Annotated in this window: 17 protein-coding genes; 11 read left to right on the plus strand and 6 right to left on the minus strand. The window is 64.0% G+C overall.

Features of this window, described 5'->3' with window-relative positions:
• Window positions 1–29 precede the first annotated feature (29 nt).
• Together OKW39_RS41355 and OKW39_RS41360 are read left to right on the plus strand one after the other, a co-directional pair.
• On the plus strand, window positions 30–761 hold the full coding sequence (locus tag OKW39_RS41355) for a YfdX family protein (RefSeq protein WP_429333968.1): 732 nt from the start codon (window positions 30–32) through the stop codon (window positions 759–761).
• A 363-nt stretch (window positions 762–1,124) separates the two neighbouring features.
• The gene (locus OKW39_RS41360; RefSeq protein ID WP_429565285.1) at window positions 1,125–1,448 is read left to right on the plus strand and encodes a DUF1840 domain-containing protein; all 324 of its coding nucleotides are present in this window, start codon (window positions 1,125–1,127) and stop codon (window positions 1,446–1,448) included.
• Between the two features lie 189 nt (window positions 1,449–1,637).
• Here the strand turns inward: OKW39_RS41360 and OKW39_RS41365 are convergent, their stop codons facing one another.
• Window positions 1,638–2,867: an ISL3 family transposase gene (locus tag OKW39_RS41365; protein WP_429562555.1), complete on the minus strand. Its 1,230-nt coding sequence runs from the start codon at window positions 2,865–2,867 to the stop codon at window positions 1,638–1,640.
• Window positions 2,868–3,517: 650 nt separating this feature from the next.
• Between OKW39_RS41365 and OKW39_RS41370 the strand changes: the two genes are divergently transcribed.
• The 4 genes from OKW39_RS41370 (at window position 3,518) to OKW39_RS41385 (ending at window position 7,978) form a co-directional block, all read left to right on the plus strand.
• On the plus strand, window positions 3,518–4,681 hold the full coding sequence (locus OKW39_RS41370; protein WP_090805943.1) for an MFS transporter: 1,164 nt from the start codon (window positions 3,518–3,520) through the stop codon (window positions 4,679–4,681).
• 95 nt (window positions 4,682–4,776) lie between these two features.
• Window positions 4,777–6,069 carry a chloride channel protein gene (locus OKW39_RS41375; protein ID WP_187610308.1) on the plus strand — a complete coding sequence of 431 codons (1,293 nt, stop codon included), beginning with the start codon at window positions 4,777–4,779 and terminating at the stop codon, window positions 6,067–6,069.
• 43 nt (window positions 6,070–6,112) lie between these two features.
• Window positions 6,113–6,772 (plus strand): hypothetical protein, encoded by a 660-nt coding sequence (locus OKW39_RS41380; protein ID WP_429565286.1) that lies wholly within the window; start codon window positions 6,113–6,115, stop codon window positions 6,770–6,772.
• A 327-nt stretch (window positions 6,773–7,099) separates the two neighbouring features.
• Window positions 7,100–7,978, plus strand: a complete 879-nt coding sequence (locus OKW39_RS41385; protein ID WP_429565287.1) for a DUF4396 domain-containing protein — start codon at window positions 7,100–7,102, stop codon at window positions 7,976–7,978.
• Between the two features lie 562 nt (window positions 7,979–8,540).
• On the opposite strand, the gene OKW39_RS41390 is transcribed toward OKW39_RS41385, so the two are convergent.
• Together OKW39_RS41390 and OKW39_RS41395 are read right to left on the minus strand one after the other, a co-directional pair.
• Entirely contained in the window at window positions 8,541–8,708 is a 168-nt protein-coding gene (locus tag OKW39_RS41390; RefSeq protein WP_429565288.1) for a hypothetical protein, read from the minus strand.
• A gap of 135 nt (window positions 8,709–8,843) precedes the next feature.
• A complete protein-coding gene (locus OKW39_RS41395; protein WP_429565289.1) occupies window positions 8,844–9,749 on the minus strand; it encodes an NAD(P)H-binding protein in 906 nt (301 codons plus the stop codon).
• Window positions 9,750–10,005: 256 nt separating this feature from the next.
• Between OKW39_RS41395 and OKW39_RS41400 the strand changes: the two genes are divergently transcribed.
• Window positions 10,006–10,917 (plus strand): helix-turn-helix domain-containing protein, encoded by a 912-nt coding sequence (locus OKW39_RS41400; protein WP_429565290.1) that lies wholly within the window; start codon window positions 10,006–10,008, stop codon window positions 10,915–10,917.
• A 33-nt stretch (window positions 10,918–10,950) separates the two neighbouring features.
• On the opposite strand, the gene OKW39_RS41405 is transcribed toward OKW39_RS41400, so the two are convergent.
• From OKW39_RS41405 to OKW39_RS41415, 3 genes are all read right to left on the minus strand, one after another.
• Window positions 10,951–11,802: an anti-sigma factor family protein gene (locus OKW39_RS41405; RefSeq protein ID WP_429565291.1), complete on the minus strand. Its 852-nt coding sequence runs from the start codon at window positions 11,800–11,802 to the stop codon at window positions 10,951–10,953.
• A complete protein-coding gene (locus OKW39_RS41410; protein WP_018421072.1) occupies window positions 11,799–12,317 on the minus strand; it encodes a sigma-70 family RNA polymerase sigma factor in 519 nt (172 codons plus the stop codon). Before OKW39_RS41410 ends, OKW39_RS41405 begins: the two co-directional genes overlap by 4 nt.
• Before the next feature lie 158 nt (window positions 12,318–12,475).
• Window positions 12,476–13,201, minus strand: a complete 726-nt coding sequence (locus OKW39_RS41415; RefSeq protein WP_429365379.1) for an anti-sigma factor family protein — start codon at window positions 13,199–13,201, stop codon at window positions 12,476–12,478.
• 166 nt (window positions 13,202–13,367) lie between these two features.
• Between OKW39_RS41415 and OKW39_RS41420 the strand changes: the two genes are divergently transcribed.
• The 4 genes from OKW39_RS41420 (at window position 13,368) to OKW39_RS41435 (ending at window position 19,118) form a co-directional block, all read left to right on the plus strand.
• Window positions 13,368–13,640 (plus strand): DUF4148 domain-containing protein, encoded by a 273-nt coding sequence (locus tag OKW39_RS41420; RefSeq protein WP_184049825.1) that lies wholly within the window; start codon window positions 13,368–13,370, stop codon window positions 13,638–13,640.
• Between the two features lie 194 nt (window positions 13,641–13,834).
• On the plus strand, window positions 13,835–14,890 hold the full coding sequence (locus OKW39_RS41425) for a catalase family peroxidase (RefSeq protein WP_429365579.1): 1,056 nt from the start codon (window positions 13,835–13,837) through the stop codon (window positions 14,888–14,890).
• The gene (locus tag OKW39_RS41430) at window positions 14,887–15,426 is read left to right on the plus strand and encodes a cytochrome b (protein ID WP_429565292.1); all 540 of its coding nucleotides are present in this window, start codon (window positions 14,887–14,889) and stop codon (window positions 15,424–15,426) included. The genes OKW39_RS41425 and OKW39_RS41430 overlap by 4 nt, the downstream gene beginning before the upstream one ends.
• A gap of 197 nt (window positions 15,427–15,623) precedes the next feature.
• On the plus strand, window positions 15,624–19,118 hold the full coding sequence (locus tag OKW39_RS41435; RefSeq protein WP_429565293.1) for an SNF2-related protein: 3,495 nt from the start codon (window positions 15,624–15,626) through the stop codon (window positions 19,116–19,118).
• Window positions 19,119–19,612: the final 494 nt, after the last annotated feature.

Raw genomic sequence — 19,612 nt, forward strand, 5'->3', positions numbered from 1 at the left:
AACTGGACACTCGCTGAGGAGAATGAACCATGAAAAGGCATCAGGTTATCGCTGTCACGTGCGCGTTGCTCTCCGCCGCCTATTGTGGTGCGACCGTGCAGGCCGCCGAGTCCCCGCGGGCCGTCGCGTCGGACATGGGCAAAGTCTCGGGGAAAGGAAACGAGGCCTTCCAGCAGATCGAACTTGCGCGACTCGCAATCTTCAACGGTAACGGTTCGGAGGCCGCCACGCTTGTAAAAGCCGCCCAGAAATCACTGCAGGAAGCGCAGGCTGACAATACTGCTTTTACCAAGGCTGAAAAAGACTTGAAACTTCCACCCACGGCTTCCGGCGCGCCGCATGTCCAAGCGGACGTCGCTCACGCTTCGCAGGAGCTGACGTGGCTTCCGGTTGGCGCTGACGTAACTATCACCGACAATCTCGCCCAGTCTTCCGAGAAATCCAAAGCGGTGGCATCCGCGAATGAGCACATCAAGCAAGGTCAGCGGGATCAGGCGCTCAACGCCCTGAAGGTCGCGAATATCAACGTTGCCTACACCATGGAACTCGTTCCGCTAAAACTGGTGATCGCGGACGTCAATGACGCTGCGAGGCTGATCTCTCATCACCAGTACTATCAAGCAAATGACGCCCTCCGGCAGGCGGTGGCGAGCGTGCGGTATGACTGGGTCGACCTGGACGCCATTCCTCAGCACGCACAAACCGCACAAATGGCTTCGAAGCCTGCCGGGCATCCCGCCTCGTCCGCGAGCGCACGATGAATCTGTCCGCGATGCCAAAGCGTCCCTGGCGGTACAGAGGGACAATTTAGCGTTCGCTTATTCTGGAGGGTCATCACGCCCCCAAAGAGCAGTCGATCATGGCATTTATTGCCTCCGCTTATGCCACAACACAACGAACGTCGTGCGCAGCTAATGAGCGCTGCCCGCGAGTTAGATTCATGTCGACCTGCCTGCGCGCCGGTAAGGTACGGTCCGCGCATCTGATCTTTATATAGCACAATGTGACATATTGGCCTACACTTTGGATATCGAGATTAGCGCAAGCCTCGTTGCTGGTTATAAGCGTCGATTGCATCAGGCGGCCGCCTCGGCGGCACAGTTGTCCTTCGCGGAGAGGTCTGTATGCTTGTTACGTTCAAGTGCCGTTCAACTCCGGACGTCGTCATGCTGCGGAACCTCGCGGAATATCTCCTCGCAGCCATTGGTAAGCAAGTCGCCACTCGTGGCGTCATCAGCCACGACGAACTGGGTACGATGATAACGCGACTTGAACGCGCTATCGAAGATCAGACACGCACTGAATTAGCCCTCAACGTCCTCCATCACGTGCCGAACGACCATAGTTCAAACAGTGCGGCCGCGACCGTCGAACATCGCGCCTGGCCATTGCTCGACATGATGCGCGAGGCCCATCGCCATGGCGACGATATTCTCTGGGGTATTTAGACCGTTGGAGCGCTGAGGTGCCGGCGCATGTCCTCGTTATCGCGAGACAGCGCCGATGCCGTTGTCAGCGCAAGAGCGTTCCAGGGGATAGACGCGATAAGTCTGCAGATGCGACCTGACGTTCATTAGCGACCTGCCGCATCGGATCAATAATTCTGGCTCTTTTAAAAACTCAGTGGGTAATGCGGCTCACGAGGCATGCGGATTGAGTGCTGAGAAGTCGAGCTTGCCCGCGATGAGAAACAGCACGGTGCGCATGGTCTTGAAGCTGGCGTATCCCCGTGCCTTGCGTTTGGCGGCCTGAAACAGGCCGTTGATCGCTTCGATGAATCCGTTGGTCTGACGCGTCTGCGCCCACGCGATGATGCCGTCGAAATGACGACGGATCATGCGCGCGACGTCCTTCATGGGTTCGACTTTCGAGCGCATGACGTTGCCGCACCACCGGCGAAGCATTTTGGAGACGACGTGGATCTGTTTGCGATCGAGAATCTCGCGCAGCTGCTCGCGGTACATCCACGCACGCGCGGTGCGGTTGGTGGTGTACTGGCTGATCAGGGCCTCGAGATCGGTCAGTTGTGCGAGATCGAGCTTCCCGGCATCCTTGAGCAGCGACCAGCGCATACCCTTCAGCGACGGATCGGTTTTCTGCTGCGCGCGGCGCACGCCATCAAGCGCTTTGGACGCGTGCGCGACGACGTGAAACTTGTCGAAGGTCACCCGCGCATCGGGCAGATGCTCCTCGACGCCCTTGATGAAGGCGGGCGACATGTCGATGCTGACCGACTCGATCTGCGCAGGCGTTGCGTTGTGTTCCTCCAGGTGCCGGGCAAAGCGTTCGACAACGCCGGCATCTTTGCCTGGCGTGACGAAGACCACACGCCGCCCGTCCATGTCGGCGACCAGCGAAACATAGTCGTGGCCACGCCGGCACGAAGTCTCGTCAATAGCCACCGCAGTGACTTCGGACAGGTCAGTCGCGGCCACGGCCAGGTCCACGTAACGGTCACAGATGGCTTTCACCCGATGCCACGACAGGTTCACCACGCGTGCCACCGCGGCAAATGTCATCTCCCGGCACAGCGCCAGCACGAGTGCTTCAAACAGCAGCGTAAAGCCGTCCAGCTTGCCCATCCAGTCGGGTTCGATCAGGCGCACCGAGCCGTCCGGCAGACGTACCCGCGGCACCCGGACCTCCAGATAGCACTCATGTTGAAAGAAGTTGAGGTGCCGCAGCCGCTTGATCTGGGTGTCGTGAGCCGGGTGTTCGCCCGCCACACCGGGATATGGAAAGCGCGTACCCGCGACAAAGTCCACGGCAATGGTCAGCTCACGCCGCGCGGCATCGAAATCGACGCCTTGCACGTACCACGGCGCCTTGATCCCCAAGGCGGCTTCAAACAGTTGGGTCTGGTTCATCGGTTCACGTTGTCTTGCAGGGCTGGTTGCCGCATTCTGCCGCAACCAGCCCTGTCCCAGCTTACTTCTTCAACGCGCGTCAAGTATTCGCTTCGCCGGGCTGACGCCCGTACTTGACCCGCCAAACCAGCCACTCGGATTTTGAAAGAGGCATAATTCTCGACATGTCGCGAAGCTAAATGATTGCGATCCGACGTAATCTGCGCGAGCGGTAAATCGCGCGTGCCCTTCGTCATGCGGCCGTAGGACGAGAGGTCCGGCCGCATCCGACTCGCTTCCGGGAGCGGGAGCCCTCGCAGCGCTCAGGGTTCCAATGACCGTCTGGGGATCGTCGAAGGCCGCATAAAAGAGAGAGCACGCCGTCCCAGATCACCAGGGTCTCAAGCAGCACGCCGGCTGGCTCACGAGCCGGGTTTTAAGTTTCGTTTAAGTTTTCGCGTCTAAATTCCTGGAAATATCATGTCGTGCCATAATATTGCACCAGGCTTTCAGCGGGTGCGGCGCGGAATCGCGTGACTTCGACGTGTCCTCAGCTTGCCGGTCAAGCACGTCCGACTGCAGCATCGGCAGCTATCTTCACCCAGCGACTGCTGGGTTTTTTTTTACACGATATGAGCGCAACTTCCACATCGGCCACTTCCCGCTCGCGCATGAGTGCGCTTGAGCTGCGAGCGACGCTGTCGCTCGCAGCGATCTTTGCACTGCGCATGCTCGGTCTCTTCATGATCATGCCGGTGTTTTCGGTGTATGCGAAAACCATTCCCGGCGGCGACAATCTCCTGCTGGTCGGCATCGCGCTGGGGGCGTACGGCGTCACTCAATCGCTTTTCTATATCTTCTACGGCTGGGTTTCCGACAAGGTTGGCCGCAAGCCAGTTATCGCGACGGGTCTCGTAATATTTGCGATCGGCAGCTTCGTCGCCGCGGGGGCGCACGATATTGTTTGGATAATCGTCGGTCGCGTGATCCAGGGAATGGGCGCCGTTTCCTCCGCGGTGCTCGCTTTTATTGCCGACCTCACTGCCGAGCAGCACCGCACAAAAGCAATGGCGATGGTGGGTGCCTCGATCGGCATTTCTTTTGCGGTGGCGATCGTGGGTGCGCCTCTGGTGTTCCACTGGCTCGGGATGAGCGGCCTGTTCTCGCTGGTCGGCGCGCTCTCGATTCTCGCGGTGGGCGTGGTGATCTGGGTCGTGCCGGATTCGCCGAACCGGCCCGTCCACTTGCGGGCGCCATTTGCGGAAGTGCTCCACAACGTCGAGCTGCTGCGCCTGAACTTCGGCGTGCTCGTACTGCACGCCACGCAAACGGCGCTGTTCCTTGTGGTGCCTCGCCTGCTCGTCGACGCAGGGCTGCCGGTCTCGTTGCACTGGAAGGTCTATCTGCCGGTCATGGGTATTGCGTTCGTCATGATGGTGCCGGCCATCATTGCCGCGGAGAAGCGGGGGAAAATGAAGGCCGTGGTCGTCTCTGCAATCGGTCTGATCCTCATTGGCCAGCTATTGCTTGGCTCGCTCGAACATACACTCGTTATCGTGCCCGCCGTCCTGTTCGTGTATTTCCTCGGCTTTAACATCCTCGAAGCGTCGCAGCCCTCGCTCGTCTCGAAGCTCGCGCCGGGCGATCGGAAGGGTGCGGCCACGGGCGTATACAACACCACGCAGTCGATCGGCCTTGCCCTCGGCGGCGTGGTTGGCGGCTGGCTTCTAAAACACGATGGCGCGAACGCGGTGTTTTATGCGTGCTCCGGGCTCATATTGTGCTGGCTCGCAATCGCGTTCAATATGAAGGTTCCGTCACCGCGGAAAGCCTGAGTCGCGCTTCTGGCGCGAAATGCAGCCCGTGAGGGCGTCGCCGGAAAAAACCCAGAAGAAAAACAGGGGAACAGATCGTGCGCATTCTCGCGCTGATGGACCGTCGAAAGCTGCAGCGCATCAACCGGTTATGGCTCCACTATGGCGTGTTCTGGCTGGGGGCGATCGCCGTAGGCCTGGTCGCGGTGCTTTACGCGAAGCTGATCGATTTCGGCTACGCTGTGTTCCTTCGCTATGCGGCTGACCGGTTCTGGCTGCCTCTGATTGTGGCGCCCGCAACAGGCGCCGTTACGGTGTGGCTTACACGGCGCTTCTTTGACGGTTCCGAGGGCAGCGGTATCCCCCAGGTGATCGCCATGCTGCACGGGCCGAACGAACTCGGGCCACGGCTGCTCACACTGCGTATTCTCGTTGGAAAGATTCTGGTCTCGTTCCTGGCCCTGCTCGGTGGCTTTACCATCGGCCGCGAAGGTCCGACCATTCATGTTGGCGCCGCCCTGATGTTCAGCCTGAGGCGCTTTTACCCGAGTCGTTTTCTGGCGATCCGGCCGGGCGTGCTGGAGCGCAGACTCGCGCTCGCGGGTGCGGCCGCCGGTTTGTCGGCGGCATTCAATGCTCCGCTCGCAGGCGTGGTGTTCGCCATTGAGGAACTCATGCGCAGCTTCGAGCAGCGCGCGAGCGGCGTGCTGATCACGGCAATCATCTTCGCTGGCGTCGTTTCACTTGGGCTGCAGGGAAACTATGTGTATTTCGGCACGATCGATATCGGGTCGGGATTGCCCCGATGGCTCAGCCTCGCCGTAGTGCTGATCGGTGTCCTTGCGGGCGCGCTAGGGGGATGCTTCTGCTGGCTGTTGCTCAACACGAAGCGCTGGATGCCCGAAGTTCTGCTCGAACTGCGCGTGAAGCGGCCTGTGCTGTTCGGCGCGCTATGCGGCCTGGTCATTGCGCTCGTCGGCGTGAGCGCCAATGGCCATACATTTGGCAGCGGCTATGCCGAAGCGCGGAGCATGCTGGAAGGCAGCGCGCATGTCAGCGCGGCATACCCGCTCCTGAAGATGGTCTCGATGGTGGGGTCGTATCTGCCAGGCGCGCCCGGAGGCCTGTTCGCCCCGTCGCTCGCGATCGGGGCTGGCATCGGCAACACGGTTCACATGGCGTTCTCGCAGATCCAGCTTCCGATGCTCATCGCGCTCGGCATGGTCGGCTATCTGGCGGCGGTCACCCAGAGCCCAATCACGGCGTTCGTGATCGTCATCGAGATGATCAACGGGCACGCGCTCGTTATCTCGCTGATGGCCACGGCGCTCATCGCGAGTCGCGTCTCGCGCTTTTTTGCGCCACCGCTGTACGAGGCGCTCTCGGAGCGTTATCTGCGCAAGCCGTGAGGCAAAGGCGACGGTAGGTCGAACAGACATCGACGGAGTTCATATGGGGATCGCAGACAGAATCGAAAAGCGTCTATTGGGCATGGCGCGCGTGCTATGTCTCGTCGCGCTGGTTGGCGCCATCCTGGCGATGATCGCATTAATGTTTGCGCTTGGCATTCCGAGGACGGCAGCTGTTATCACAGATCCGCCCGTCAGCGCGAGCGAGGTACTCTCTTCGATAGCGGGTTCGGAGGCGGCCAACGACGGTCTGAAAATCGGCAGCGCGAACGGCAACGCCATGGCGAATGTCGCTGGCGCCGCGGGATTCATTATCCCCGCTCCGCTTAATGCCCTGTTGAACCAGAATAATGCAAGCCAACCGCTGCTCAAGGCGTGGCTCGAGCGTATTCCCCAAGCCGACCGACAGCAGTTCCTGGATGAACTGTCCGACGTTGTTGCGACTGCCGGGCAGCACGCTGCTACGTGGGAATGGGACAACCGCGAGCGGTATGTTGCAGCGGCCATGGATCAGTATGCCCGTGTCAAGATTGGGCGGATTGATGCGGCCCAAAGCGCCGTTCAGGCGGCAGAGGGCAAAAACGCTCAGTTCGGTTCGTCGCTGGGAATTCTTCTCGCGTTGACAGGTTTCCTGACTTTGCTGCTACTGCTCACAGCGATCGAGCGCAATACGCGTAACAGCGCGGTGAAAAGACAGGAATGAGCTGGCGCGACTTGAGATGGGATGCCGATGTAAGGTGTTTTCTGTTGCACCAGCTGTTCTGAACCGGCGCGACCTCTCGCCACTCGCATAGCGCGGGCCGGAGACGCACGCCGGATTGAAGTCGAGACAGGTGGCGCAGTCGCTCCTCTGACGGCAGAGTCGATCGCTCGACCTACTGGTTTGATCTGTCGGAGCGTTTCGGAGGCCGCGCCAACGCGAGGCCAAACTCACTTCTTGCGATTCTGACCGATGGCCCGGGCAACGTGCCGAGCGGGATCGTCGCTATTCTCTGATCGTCCTTTTCGCGCCCCGGCGACGTGCTTAACGATGCATCGCGACCGTTCGGTTGACGTGCAATCTCGCTTGGTCATCAGGAGACCTGTAACCCGGCGTCTGCCCGAATCCAGCCGTTGTTCATCAGCCAATCTTGCAGAGCCGGAACGGCAGTCGCTCTTCTGTGCGCTATCGGTGCAAAGCCTTTCAAGACCAACGATGACTTACGGTACTTTTCCAGCCTGGCTCCATAGTCTGTCGATCGCCTGGATTGTGTTAGGCGTGGTGTGTGCCGTCATCATTGTGACTGACGAGGTAAGACATCCGCAGAAGATGTGGATCATGAGCCTGGTTTGGCCGCTGACCACGCTATTCGGCACAGTTCTCTGGCTTGCTGCCTATTATGCATGGGGACGCAACGTGCTCGCCGCCGAAGCTGGCGATAAAACGCAACCGTTCACAGTGATCGTGATGAAAGGCACTAGTCATTGCGGCGCTGGTTGCACACTCGGCGACATTGTTGTCGAATGGTCAGCGTTTGCGTTTCCAGGGTTGGCGGTGTGGTTCGGATGGCACAGCGTATTCAACGAGAAAACTTTTGCCGTCTGGATCCCAGACTTCATGATCGCCTTTCTGCTAGGAATCGGTTTTCAGTACTTCACCATAAAGCCGATGCGCGACCTGTCAATTGGACAGGGCGTGATCGCTGCAGTCAAAGCGGATATTGCCTCGATAACCGCGTGGCAGATTGGCATGTATGGAGCAATGGCGATCATTCAGTTCCTATGGTTCAAGCCGGTTTTTGGCGGCATCGCGAACGTGACAAGTTCGGAGTTCTGGTTCGCCATGCAGATCGCCATGCTCGCGGGCTTCGTAACGAGCTACCCTGTGAACTGGTGGCTGATTCGTTCCGGTGTGAAGGAGAAGATGTAGACCAAACCCTCAGCGAAAAGGGCGCTGATGGCGACAGGCAAAATCGCAACTGACGTGAAGGCGGTCCCACAGCCTCACCCCCGTTCCGCGTCCAGAAAATACCCATTGACCGCATGAAATCCGCCGCGCTTCGGAGCGGGTTGATCGCCACTGCTCTGTTCGCTGCGCGTGCAGGTCCGCCAGCGCGAACCGAAGCTTGCCGGCGGAATGTCACAGCAGACCGATCGTAGCTAGCGCGGCTACGTAGCGGCGCTGCATTAAGACCTCAGCTCGTGGTTGTACCTTAAAAGTCGTCGTTGTGGTCAGAGAAGCTCGAACCCTGGTTCAGGGTTGATCGCGTTGAAAAAGGCCGTGACCCGACTGTATCGCTGACGGTATCAACCTCTCAGTGGTCCGGCGTAAGCGTTGGCGTAGGTTTGTACGAGAAGGCTCGCCCGCGTCACCATTTCGACGAGAACGAGTAGACCGCCTCGATAAGCGGGTTGGCGGCGGCTAGCGGTGCTTGCCACCAGGCCAGCACCTTCAGCGCCGCTTGAGCCGCCCGCGGCTCATGACTGAGAACCTAGAACACGCCGAAATCGTCATTGCTGTCGGGAATCGCGGCGAGCAGGTTGGCAAGCGCGCGCCAGCCCATGAAGCTCGATAGCCTTATCGCTATGCGCAGCCAGCGCTCGGCGCGTGAGCTCGGGTGCGTTGACGGTGTTGACGCTACGCACTTCATCCGTCGCATTGCGTTTTTCGTTGATCTGGCGTCGATCGATGCGCGAAGCAACGGGCAGGTCTGCATGCTGTCTCTCCAGTGTTGAACGCCTTCGACGCTGTTCGCGCCGCGCCACGCCGTCCGCTTGCCCTACATCCACGCGGATCACCGCGCCGCCGCTGCCGTACCGGCCACGCCCGATAGCAGCGCCCTCAACACCTGTCGCAACGTGGTGGCGCCGAAGCGTCGCTCGCTGATATTCGCCTCGACGTCGATGCGTCCAGCGTTGTGCGCGTCGTACAGATCGACGATCAGTTGGGCGTGCCGCTCGCCGCGCCCGGCGCCGCGCAGCACGGCACTCCATTCGTCGCGCGGCACCCGGTGGGCGATAACCGGCCGCCCGGACAGATCCGCCAAGGTACGCGCGACGTCGAGCGCGCTTACCCGCTCTTTCCCTTCGATACTGACCACCCGTGGCGTCGCGCGCGAAGGCCCTTCATCGAGCAGCAACTGCGCGGCAAGCTCGCCGACGTCCTGCGCCGCGACGGTCGGAAACAGCTTGTCGAGCGGATCATGCAGACTCGGCAGCGCGCCCCGGCCGAGCGCGACCGGCAGCACGCGTGCCCAGTTCTGCATGTGCTCGGCGGCGCGCAACAAGATCAGCGACGACGCGACGGTGCGCAACTGCGTTTCGAGGTAGTGGAACAGCGTCGTGATGCCGGTGCCATCCGCGTGCTCGGCGCCGTAGTCGGACAGCGCGAGGAGCCGCGGTGGCGCGCTCATGCGCAAAGCCGCGACGCCCGCGTCGATGATGCGCCGCATCGCGGCCGCGGGATCGTCATGCGCTCGCGGCACCGGACAGAGCCATTGCACTGCCTGCGCGCCGTCGATCGCGCGCGCGACCAGCCGTGGGTCGTTCAGGTCGGCGATCGCGAGCTCGCAGCCGATTGCCGCGAGCGCTTCGGCTTGCGTGGCGTGGCGCACCACCGCGCGTACCTGGTGGCCCGCGCGACGCAAGGCGGTTGCGCTCGCCTGTCCCACGTGACCGGTCGCTCCGAAAATGACGAACACGTTGTGCTCCTTTTGAGGATCGCTATGACGTGATGGTACGGACGCGGTGCTCGCGAGGCGCTCAGATCTGGATGACTTTGCGCAGATCTGGATGATTTTTTACGCCGATGCCGCGCAGGTCGCGCAGGTCGCGCAGGTCGCGCGAATCGCGTTGGCTGTTCGCGAGCTACGAAATTCCGTCACGCCGGCGAACCTGCCAAAAACGCCGCACAATGCAGGCATCTCGCCGTCATTCAGCTCACTCAGGAGACAAGCGATGAACGCCGTCACCCCGATTCCCGCGCCTGCGCCGCACAGCGGCTCGCGCATCGCCGTGCGCACGAGCAGGGCGCTGGGCTGGCAAGGCTTCGGTGCGGAGCTGGTCAACGTGTCGGCCGGTTTGCATCGGATGTCCGCGTTTCGCCATCATCGCGTGGGCGTGCACGTTGGTGCGCCGGTGACTGCGCGCTGTCTGTGCGATGCGCGCCGCCACACGCGGATTCAGGCGCACGGCGACGCCGACGTGATCCCCGCGGGGCTCGAAGGTCAGTGGAACGATGACGCCGCCTGCACGATTTTCAGCGTCTGGTTTGCCGAGGACTTCGCGCGACGGACGGTCGAGCAACTCGCGTTGAACTCGGCCGACGCGCAGCTGCGCCCGCGCTTCCAGATGCGCGATCCGCGCTTTCAGCATCTCGCCTGGGCGCTGCGCGCGGAGCTCGAAGCGGACGATGCGTCCGATCCGCTCTATGCCGAAAGTCTGTGTACGGCGATGCTGGTGCGTCTGGTCGGCGTCGAACCCCTGCCGGGCAACCGGCGGCGTACGCTCGCGCCGCGCACGGCCGCACGTGTGATCGAGTTTATCGACGCGCATCTCGATCAGCGTCTGACGCTCGACGAGCTCGCCGCGCAGGCGCAACTGAGCGTGCCGCATTTCAAGGCGCTGTTTCGCGACACGCTCGGTGTGCCCGTGCATCAGTACGTGGTACAGCGCAGGGTCGAGCGCGCGCGAACGCTGCTGCTACAGGGACGCCTCAGCGCAAGCCAGATCGCGCTCGAAACGGGCTTTGCGCATCAGAGCCATATGGCGCACTGGATGTCGCGTTTGCTCGGTGCAACGCCGCGTGAGCTGCGCGGCGCCGCGCGCGATGACACGGCCATGTCGGGGCAGGAGAAGACACGACGTTGATGCGCGAACCGCGCGGCGCGGAACCCATCCGCTTCAACCGGGCGCGGCCCCCGTCAACTGCGCATAGACATCATGCGCGAGCTGCAGCAGCTCCTTGCGATCGATCCCACCCGACACCGCATAGCCAAAATCGCCGTCGACCCAATAGAACACGTTGACGGGCCCCGCCTGATACAGCTTGAACGCGGTCGTATTCGCGTTCTCGCGACGGTGCGAGATGCACAGCGTGACGCGCTCGCCGTTCGGTCCGCGATACATGAACTGCGCGGTCGGACCGTCGTCGCCGGGCAGCAGGCGGCCGCCTGACAGCATGAATCCGCTCTTCGACAGCATCGGCGGATGGACCTCGGTGCCGAGCCGGTTCGCGAGCCATTGCACGAAGTCCTGCTCGCGATCGGCGCTCATGTCGCCCGGCCGGTCGATCGCCGGCATGTAGACGACGTGCGCGAGCGCCGCCTGGCGCGCGAAGCCCTCGGCGCTGTCCGCGCTGACCGGACGATTTCCGGCTTGCGTTTCGGCCCCTGGGTCGGTTCGATCGATCGCAACGGGTGGAATCAGATCGTTCCTGTGCATGCCGATGCCCAGGCCGAGCACGAGCGCCGCGGCCATGCCCGCGAACTGCGCGGCAAAACGCGGCCAGTTCGCGGCTGCTCGCGCGCGGCGCGGCGCACCGGTCTGCAGACGCTTCGGCACGGGCTCGCTGAGCACGCGGTCGTAGCGCTCGTGAAGCAGACCATTGAGCGAAAAGTAATCGCTGACGCGCGCGGCTAGCTCCGGATTCTGTTCGAGCGCGCGCTCCACCTCGTCGCGCCGCTCGCCGGACAGCGTGCCGTCCACGTACGCGTGCAAGTCTTCTTCGCCGATCGGCATTTGCGGCTCGCTCATCGCACCACCTGTAATTTCGCACCGGGCTGGGCGCCCGCCATCAAAGCTCGCAGCCGTTCGCGTCCGCGCGAGAGCCGTGACATCACCGTGCCGATCGGAACGTTCAGCGCGAGCGCGACATCGGCATAGCTCATCTCCTCGAGACCGACCAGCAGCACCACCTCGCGCTGTTCGACCGGCAGCCGCTGCAACGCGTAGTCGAGGTCGCGCATTTCGAGCGAACGCGTCTGGCCCGACGGCACCGCGAGCTCGCTTTCGGCGATGCTGTCGTCGTCGACCGCGACGTGGACCGCGCGCGCCGACGCCTTGCGCGCCTGATTCGCGAAGACGTTGTGCATGATCGTGAACAGCCACGCGCGCAGATCGGTGCCCGGCTGGAACAGACGGGTGCGGCCGAGCGCGCGCTCGAGCGTGTCCTGCACGAGGTCGTCGGCGAGCTCCCGATTGTTGATCAGCGCCCGCGCATAGCGCCGCAGACGCGGCACGTGCTCGATCAACTCGTCACGGACATCCATGGTTGATCCCGGTCAAGGGGCGTGGGGGTGGCATCGGCTTCACTCGCGTCGGTATCGGTACGCGCCGGACCGGTCGCGGAGGCTTCCGTCGCACGATGCGTTCGAACTGCAAACACCTGTCAGCGCATTTTATTCCGCGAGGGCCGCGCGCACCGGCGTCAGCGAGCGCTCATCACGTCGGCGGCGCGCATCAGGCCGTGGGTGCGCGCATTGCCCGCGACGACGAAACGCTGCCGCTGCGCGGTCCACGTCAACAGCCGCAGCTCGCCGATGCGGCGCGCGGCCCACTGCGGCTCTTCCCGCGCAAACGGCGCCGCGGCCGACAGCACGACCACCGGTTGCTGATCGCCGTTCAGATAGACGAGTTCGTCCGCGCGCTGCAATGGCCCGAGCCGCAGCACGCGTTGCTCGACGAGGCGCAGGCCGATCGCGCCGAGATCCGGCGCGGCTGGATCGACGCGCGTCGGCGATGCCGAGGAAAAGGGCCGTGCGGCGGCTTCGGCGAGCGCCATCACGGCGGCATTATCGAGCGCTCGTGCCGACACCTGAGTCGCCAGGAGCCAACCGCTGATGGCGCTCAGCATCAGCGCGAGCGCGACGAGCGCGACCAGTGTTCGGCGTGCGCGACCACCCGGTTGCGGGCGCATGCGCAGCGGGCGCGATCCGCCGAGGCGCCCAGGCGCGGGCTCCTCGGCGGTCTGAAACGTGGCCTGGATCTGCGCGTTCAAGCGGTCGTAAAAGGCGACACGCCGTGCTTCCGCCGGATGCTTGCCGAGATAGTCGCGCAGCGACGCGGCGCGCTCGGGCGTCAGCGTGCCGTCCGCATAGGCCTGAATGTCGTCTTCGGAGAGCGGAGCGCCGCAGGGGCGGTGAGTCGAGGTCATGATGATGCGCGGTCTTGATTGCTGCTATCGGACGGCAAACACGGCGGCGGGGACATTTATTCCCCGCGCCGGCGATGTTTTTTTCACGCCACGAATACAGGAATAAACGCTGCCCACCCGTGGTTCTCCCTGGTGCGAACCCGCATAACTCTCCAAGGAGTCGATCATGAAAAAGCTTTCGTTCGTTGCTTTGTCGCTCGTCGTTCTCGCCGCTTCGTCGAGCGCGTTTGCGCAGGGCAAGACACGCGCTCAGGTGTACCAGGAACTGATCGAGGCGCAGCAGAACGGTCTCGACTACATCACCGACGCGTCGTATCCCGATGTCAGTCCCGTGTTCGCACGTCAGGTCGAGCAGCGCAAGCAGGCGCTCGCCGCGCAAGCGGCGCTCGCCGCGAGCCACGTCGCGAACTCGGGAGCGCCGGCTGTTGGCACCCATTGAAGCAGCATCGGCCACTGGCGCGCGAATGGGTTTGAATGTGCGCGCCAGGGCCGGATGGAATAGACCGTAGCGAGGCGTGTTTGCCCGTACGTTGGTCGATTCGTCGACCGAATCGTCGATCCATCCGGCAAGGAGTTTCCGTGACACCACCCTTCGCACCCAAACCCAACCCCGCCGGCTCCGACCCGCGCCCGATCTGCGTGCCATGCCGGCTCGCCGCGATCGGCGCGGTCGCGCTCGCGCTCGCGGGCGGCTTCGCCTACACCGCGGGGTGGCTGACGCCCGCGCGTCTGACCGCCCCGCGCATCATCGATACGTTCGAGGCGGTCGCGGGCCCGCATCCCGGCTATCGACGCAATCATGCCAAGGGCCTGTGCGTCGACGGCTATTTCGACAGCAACGGCAATGGCGCGGCGCTGTCGCACGCGGCAGTGTTCGCGCCGGGCCGCACGCCGGTGTCGGGTCGCTTCGCGGTGCCCGGCGGCAATCCGTCCGCGCCCGATACGAGCTCGCCGGTGCGCAGTCTCGCGCTGCAGTTCCGGCTTCGCGATGGCGAACAGTGGCGTACCGGCATGAACTCGACGCCGGTGTTCGCGGTGCATACGCCTGCACAGTTCTATCAGCAATTGCTGGCCGCGAAGCCCGACCCTGCGACCGGCAAACCGGACCCCGCGAAGCTGAAGGCGTTCTACGCGGCCAATCCCGAGACGCAGCCGTTCCAGCGCTGGGTCAAGTCGCACGCGCCGTCGTCGAGCCTCGCGAACGCCGCGTACTACGGCATCGACGCGTTTCTGTTTACCGATGCCCACGGCACGACGCGCGCCGTGCGCTGGGCCGTCGTGCCCGACACGCCTTACGCGCCGATCACCGCGGCGCAGCAGGCCGAAAAGAACTTCCTCGCCGCCGATCTCGACGAGCGTCTGCAACACGGACCGTTGCGCTGGCATCTGCTGTTGACCGTCGCGCAACCTGGCGACCCGATCAGCGACGCGACGCTGCAGTGGCCCGACGACCGCCAGCGCGTCGACGCGGGGACGCTCGTGATCGAACGCACCACGTCGCAGGAAGACGGCGCCTGCCGCGACATCAACTTCGATCCGACGATCGTGCCCGCCGGCATCGCGCCATCGGACGATCCGCTGCTCGCCGCGCGCTCTGCGGCCTACGCACAGTCGTTCCAACGCCGCACGCGCGAGGAGGCGCTGCATCCCGAGATCCATCGAACCCAGCCAAACGGAGAGCCTTCATGACGCGCACCCGCACTCACTTCAGTCCGCTCACGCGGCTGCTGCACTGGACGATGGCGCCGCTGATCGTCGCGATGCTGTTTATCGGCGTGGGCATGGTGGCGACGGTATCGCGTGCCCATGATGCGTTGGTCGCGCTGCATCGGCCGCTCGGCATCGCGTTGCTGCTGCTCGTGCTGGTGCGGCTCGCGGTGCGCGTGATGCGCGGCAGTCCGCCATTGCCCGCGCGCATGTCGAAGCCGCAACGAATCGCGGCGCATGCGTCGCACCTCGTGCTGTACGGGCTGATGCTCGCGATGCCGCTGATCGGCTGGGCGATGCTATCGGCGGCCGGCTATCCGGTCACGCTGTTCGGTCCGCTGCATCTGCCGCCGATCGCACCGCACGACGTCGCGCTGTTCGCGCTGCTGCGCGCGCTACATACGTGGCTCGCGTTCGCGTTGTTCGCGACGGTGCTGCTGCATCTGGCGGCGGCGTTGTTGCATGGGCTGATCCTGCGCGACGGGGTGTGGGGCAGCATGGCCCGCGGCGAACGCTAATATGGGTCGAGCCGCAGCTTGACCGGGTTGCTGCCGAACTGTCCAGATCGCCCGCCCTGGCGATTTTCGTCCAACGCGTAAAATGGCCGGTTATCACTGGCAAATCGCAACTGGACAGAATCGGCCGGGCGTCGCGCGGCGCCCCGTCATGGTCCACGCGCGCTTGCCTTCGCCGGTTTGAACAGGAATGCACGCGGATGTCATCAGTTTTCTTCGATCGGGAAAGGATTGCGGAATGGCTCGGTGAGCACACCGTCGCCAAGGCGCGCTCGGTGGGCGCGGTCAGCAACGTCAAATGGCAGGGAGACACGCTGTCGGGCGAAGTGCAGGGCTCGCAGCCGCGGCCGTACCTGACGCGGGTTCGCTTTCGTACCGATGGCGGGTCGCCGTCGGCCGAAGGCAAATGCACGTGCCCGGTCGGCCGCAATTGCAAGCACGTCGCGGCGCTGCTGCTCGCGGAACTCGACTACCACGACGAGATGGATCACATCACGCAGGTCGAGGACGGCAGTGACCCGGCGACGTCGGAGGTGTTCATCGCGCGACGGATTACGGTGCCGGGCGCGCCGCCGGCGCCATCTTCATCTCAAGGTGTGCGACCCGAACTGGTCAGCTGGCTCGAGCGTTTTCGCGCGCGCGCCCGCGCGGCCGACGCCGCCGGAAAAGACGCCGCCCGAAAGCTCGACGCCACGCGCAGGGAAACGCTCGCCTATCGGCTCAATTGGTCGCGTTTTCATATGCGCCACGAAGTCGTGCTGCATCGCGCGCGTTGCGACGCGGACGGCGTGATCGTCGAAGTCGGCGACAGCTGGGGCGACGTCGAAGGCGCGCTGCTCAGGCAGCCGCGCTTCGTGTCCGACGAAGACCTGTCGATCCTCCGCGGCCTATGGCTCGGTCGCTCGCGCGAGGACCTGGGCCAGTTCGTGCTGCGAGGCACGAGTGGCGCGGAAACGCTGCAGAAGCTGATCGCGACCGGGCGCCTGTTCTTCGACTTCGGGATCGCGCCGGGCCAGGCCGGACCGACGCCGCTCGCGCGCGCCGCCGACCGCCTCGGGCGCATCGAATGGGAGCCGCTCGCCGACGAGCGCCTGCGCCCGGTACTGCGCACCGAACCGCGCGCGAGCATGGTGCTGCCGACCGAGCCGGTCTGGTACGTGGACGGCGTCGCCAACGAGGCGGGCGTCGTGCCACTGTCGCTGCCGTTCCAGCAACTGCCCGACTACCTCGCGATGCCGCCGATCTCGCTCGCCGAGGCGCCGCTCGTCGCGTCGGTGCTGCGCGAGATCGCGCCCGAGCTGCCGCTGCCGCCGACCCACGACGCGCCCGCGATTCGGGTGATCGACGTCGAACCGGTGCCGGTGCTGACGCTGAACAGCCATGCGCTGCCCGGCGCGGGGAAGGGCATCAAAACGGCAAAAACCGCGAAGGCCGCGAAGGCCGCGGAGCGCAAGTCCGCCGCGGTAGAACTGGCCGCCGCGAGCTTCGACTACGACGGTGTCAGCATCAACGCCGACAGCAGCGTGACGCTGGTGCCGTTGCCGGGCGGCGATGTGATTCACATCCGCCGGCGCTACGACGCCGAGAAAAAGCGTCTGCTGGAATTGCGCAAGACCGGTCTGCAAAAGGTGCCGACGCGCAACCTGCATGCGTCGCGTCTGTTGCCCGACACGATGCTCGGTCTGCCCGACACCGACGCGTGGTCCGAGTTCGTCAACGACGCGGTGCCGGATCTGGTCGCGAAGGGCTGGCGCGTGACGATGGCGCCCGAGTTCCGCTACAACGTGATCGAGATCGACGCGATCGACGGCACCGCGCAGCAGGCCGGCGACGGCTGGTTCGATCTGGAGATGGGCATCCGCGTCGGTGAGCGCAACGTGCGGCTCGAACCGCTGCTGGCCGATCTGTTCCGGCGCGACCGGCGCTGGCTCTCCGGCGCGCTGGAGCGTATTCGAGACGACGAGCCGATCGAGCTGAAGACCGAGGAGAACAAGCGCCTGCGGTTGCGCGCCGATCGTCTGAAGCCGGTGGTGCGCGTGCTGGTCGATCTGTTCGATTCGCTCGGCGGCGCGCTTGCCGAAGGCGCGCCGCTGCGCGTGCCCGCGGTCGATGCGGGTCGCCTCGATGCGCTGCACGACACCGGCCGCTGGCAGTTCAGCGGCGACGATTCGATCCGCGAGCTCGCGCGCCGTCTGCAAGCCGGTCCGGGCCTGCGCGAAGTGCCGGTGCCGCGCGGGCTGAAGGCCGAGCTGCGCGGGTACCAGCACCAGGGCCTGAACTGGATGCAGTTCCTGCGCGAACAGGATCTGGCCGGCGTGCTCGCCGACGACATGGGCCTCGGCAAAACCGTGCAGACGCTCGCGCACGTTCTCGCCGAGAAGGAAGCGGGGCGGCTCACGCATCCCGCGCTGATCGTCGTGCCGACCACGCTCGTGCACAACTGGCGCGAGGAAGCGCGCCGCTTTGCGCCGGAGCTGAAAGTGCTGGTGCTGAACGGGCCGCAGAGAAAGGAGCGTTTCCAGCAGATCGGCGAAGCCGAGCTGATCCTGACCACTTATGCGCTGTTGTGGCGCGATCAGAAGGTGCTCGCCGAGCACGACTATCATCTGCTGATTCTCGATGAGGCGCAGTACGTGAAGAACGCGACCACCAAAGCCGCCCAGGCGATTCGCGGCTTGCGGGCGCGGCATCGGCTGGGCCTGACGGGCACGCCGCTCGAGAATCATCTCGGCGAGCTGTGGTCGCAATTCGATTTTCTGCTGCCGGGCTTTCTCGGCAGCCAGAAGGACTTCACGCGACGCTGGCGCAATCCGATCGAAAAGAACGGCGACGACGTGCGCCGCGCGTTGCTCGCGCGCCGCATCCGGCCGTTCATGCTGCGCCGTCGCAAGGACGAGGTCGCGAAGGAGCTGCCGCCGAAGACGACGATCGTGTGTCCGGTCGATCTCGAAGGTGCGCAGCGCGACCTGTACGAAACCGTGCGCACCGCGATGCAGCAGAAGGTGCGCGCGGCGGTCAGCGCGCAGGGGCTCGCGCGCAGCCACATCATCGTGCTCGATGCGTTGCTGAAGCTGCGCCAGGTGTGCTGCGATCCACGGCTCGTGCGCACCGCCAGCGGTATCGCGGACGGCGCTGCCACGGGCGGCGGCGAGCGCGCGATGCGCTCGGCCAAGCTGGATCTGCTGCTGTCGATGCTGCCCGAGCTGATCGAGGAGGGACGCCGCGTGCTGCTGTTCTCGCAGTTCACCGGCATGCTCGCGTTGATCGCCGAGGCGCTCGACGAAGCCGCGATCCCGTACGTCATGCTGACGGGCGACACGGCCGATCGCGTGAGCCCGGTCGAGCGGTTCCAGCAGGGCGAGGTGCCGCTGTTCCTCATCAGCCTGAAGGCCGGCGGCGTGGGGCTGAACCTGACCGCCGCCGACACGGTGATCCACTACGACCCGTGGTGGAACCCGGCCGCCGAGAACCAGGCGACCGACCGCGCGCATCGGCTGGGACAGGACAAGCCGGTATTCGTGTACAAGTTGATCGCGGCCGGCAGCATCGAGGAAAAGATCGTCGCGTTGCAGGAGCACAAGGCCGGGCTCGCCGACAGCATTCTCGCGGAAGATGCGGCCGGCGCCGCAAAGTTCTCGGACGACGATCTCGACGCGCTGTTCGCGCCTATGCCGGACATCGAAGGCGCGCGTTGAACGCGCGGGCAAGCGACCGAACGAGGCAACGCAGACGGGCCGCGCAGACACGCAGGGGGAAAATCTGACGCGCCGCAGCAACGCCAATCGGGGCCACACTGTAACAAGGCGTCTGTGTATGTAAATTACCGTCGATGGGGACTTCAACTCATACCAATTTCGAACTCGCGCTGTGTAGGACTTGCGCGTCGCGCGCCGCTGGTGCGGCGCGTAATAACTACTTCGCCAACGGTTACAAAGGAAGTTCTTTCATCTTGAGCACGGCTTTTCTCTCGGCTAACGTGACGTTACTCGTGCGGTTAGACCCCGGCGAGCGTGTGTAGTGTTTGTGAGCGGCGTTGCTTCGACAGGGGCAGCGCCGCATTTTTTTTTCCGGCGGCCCTAACGCTGCGCATCACCCGCTGATGGTCCGTCTCGCGGCGCGTCATCGCGTCGGCCAACAATGTGAAGCAGTCGAATGCCTCATTCAAAACGAGGGCTTTGAGTTGCTCGCC

The sequence above is a fragment of the Paraburkholderia sp. MM6662-R1 genome, assembly GCF_050436245.1.
Classification (GTDB): Bacteria; Pseudomonadota; Gammaproteobacteria; order Burkholderiales; family Burkholderiaceae; genus Paraburkholderia; species Paraburkholderia tuberum.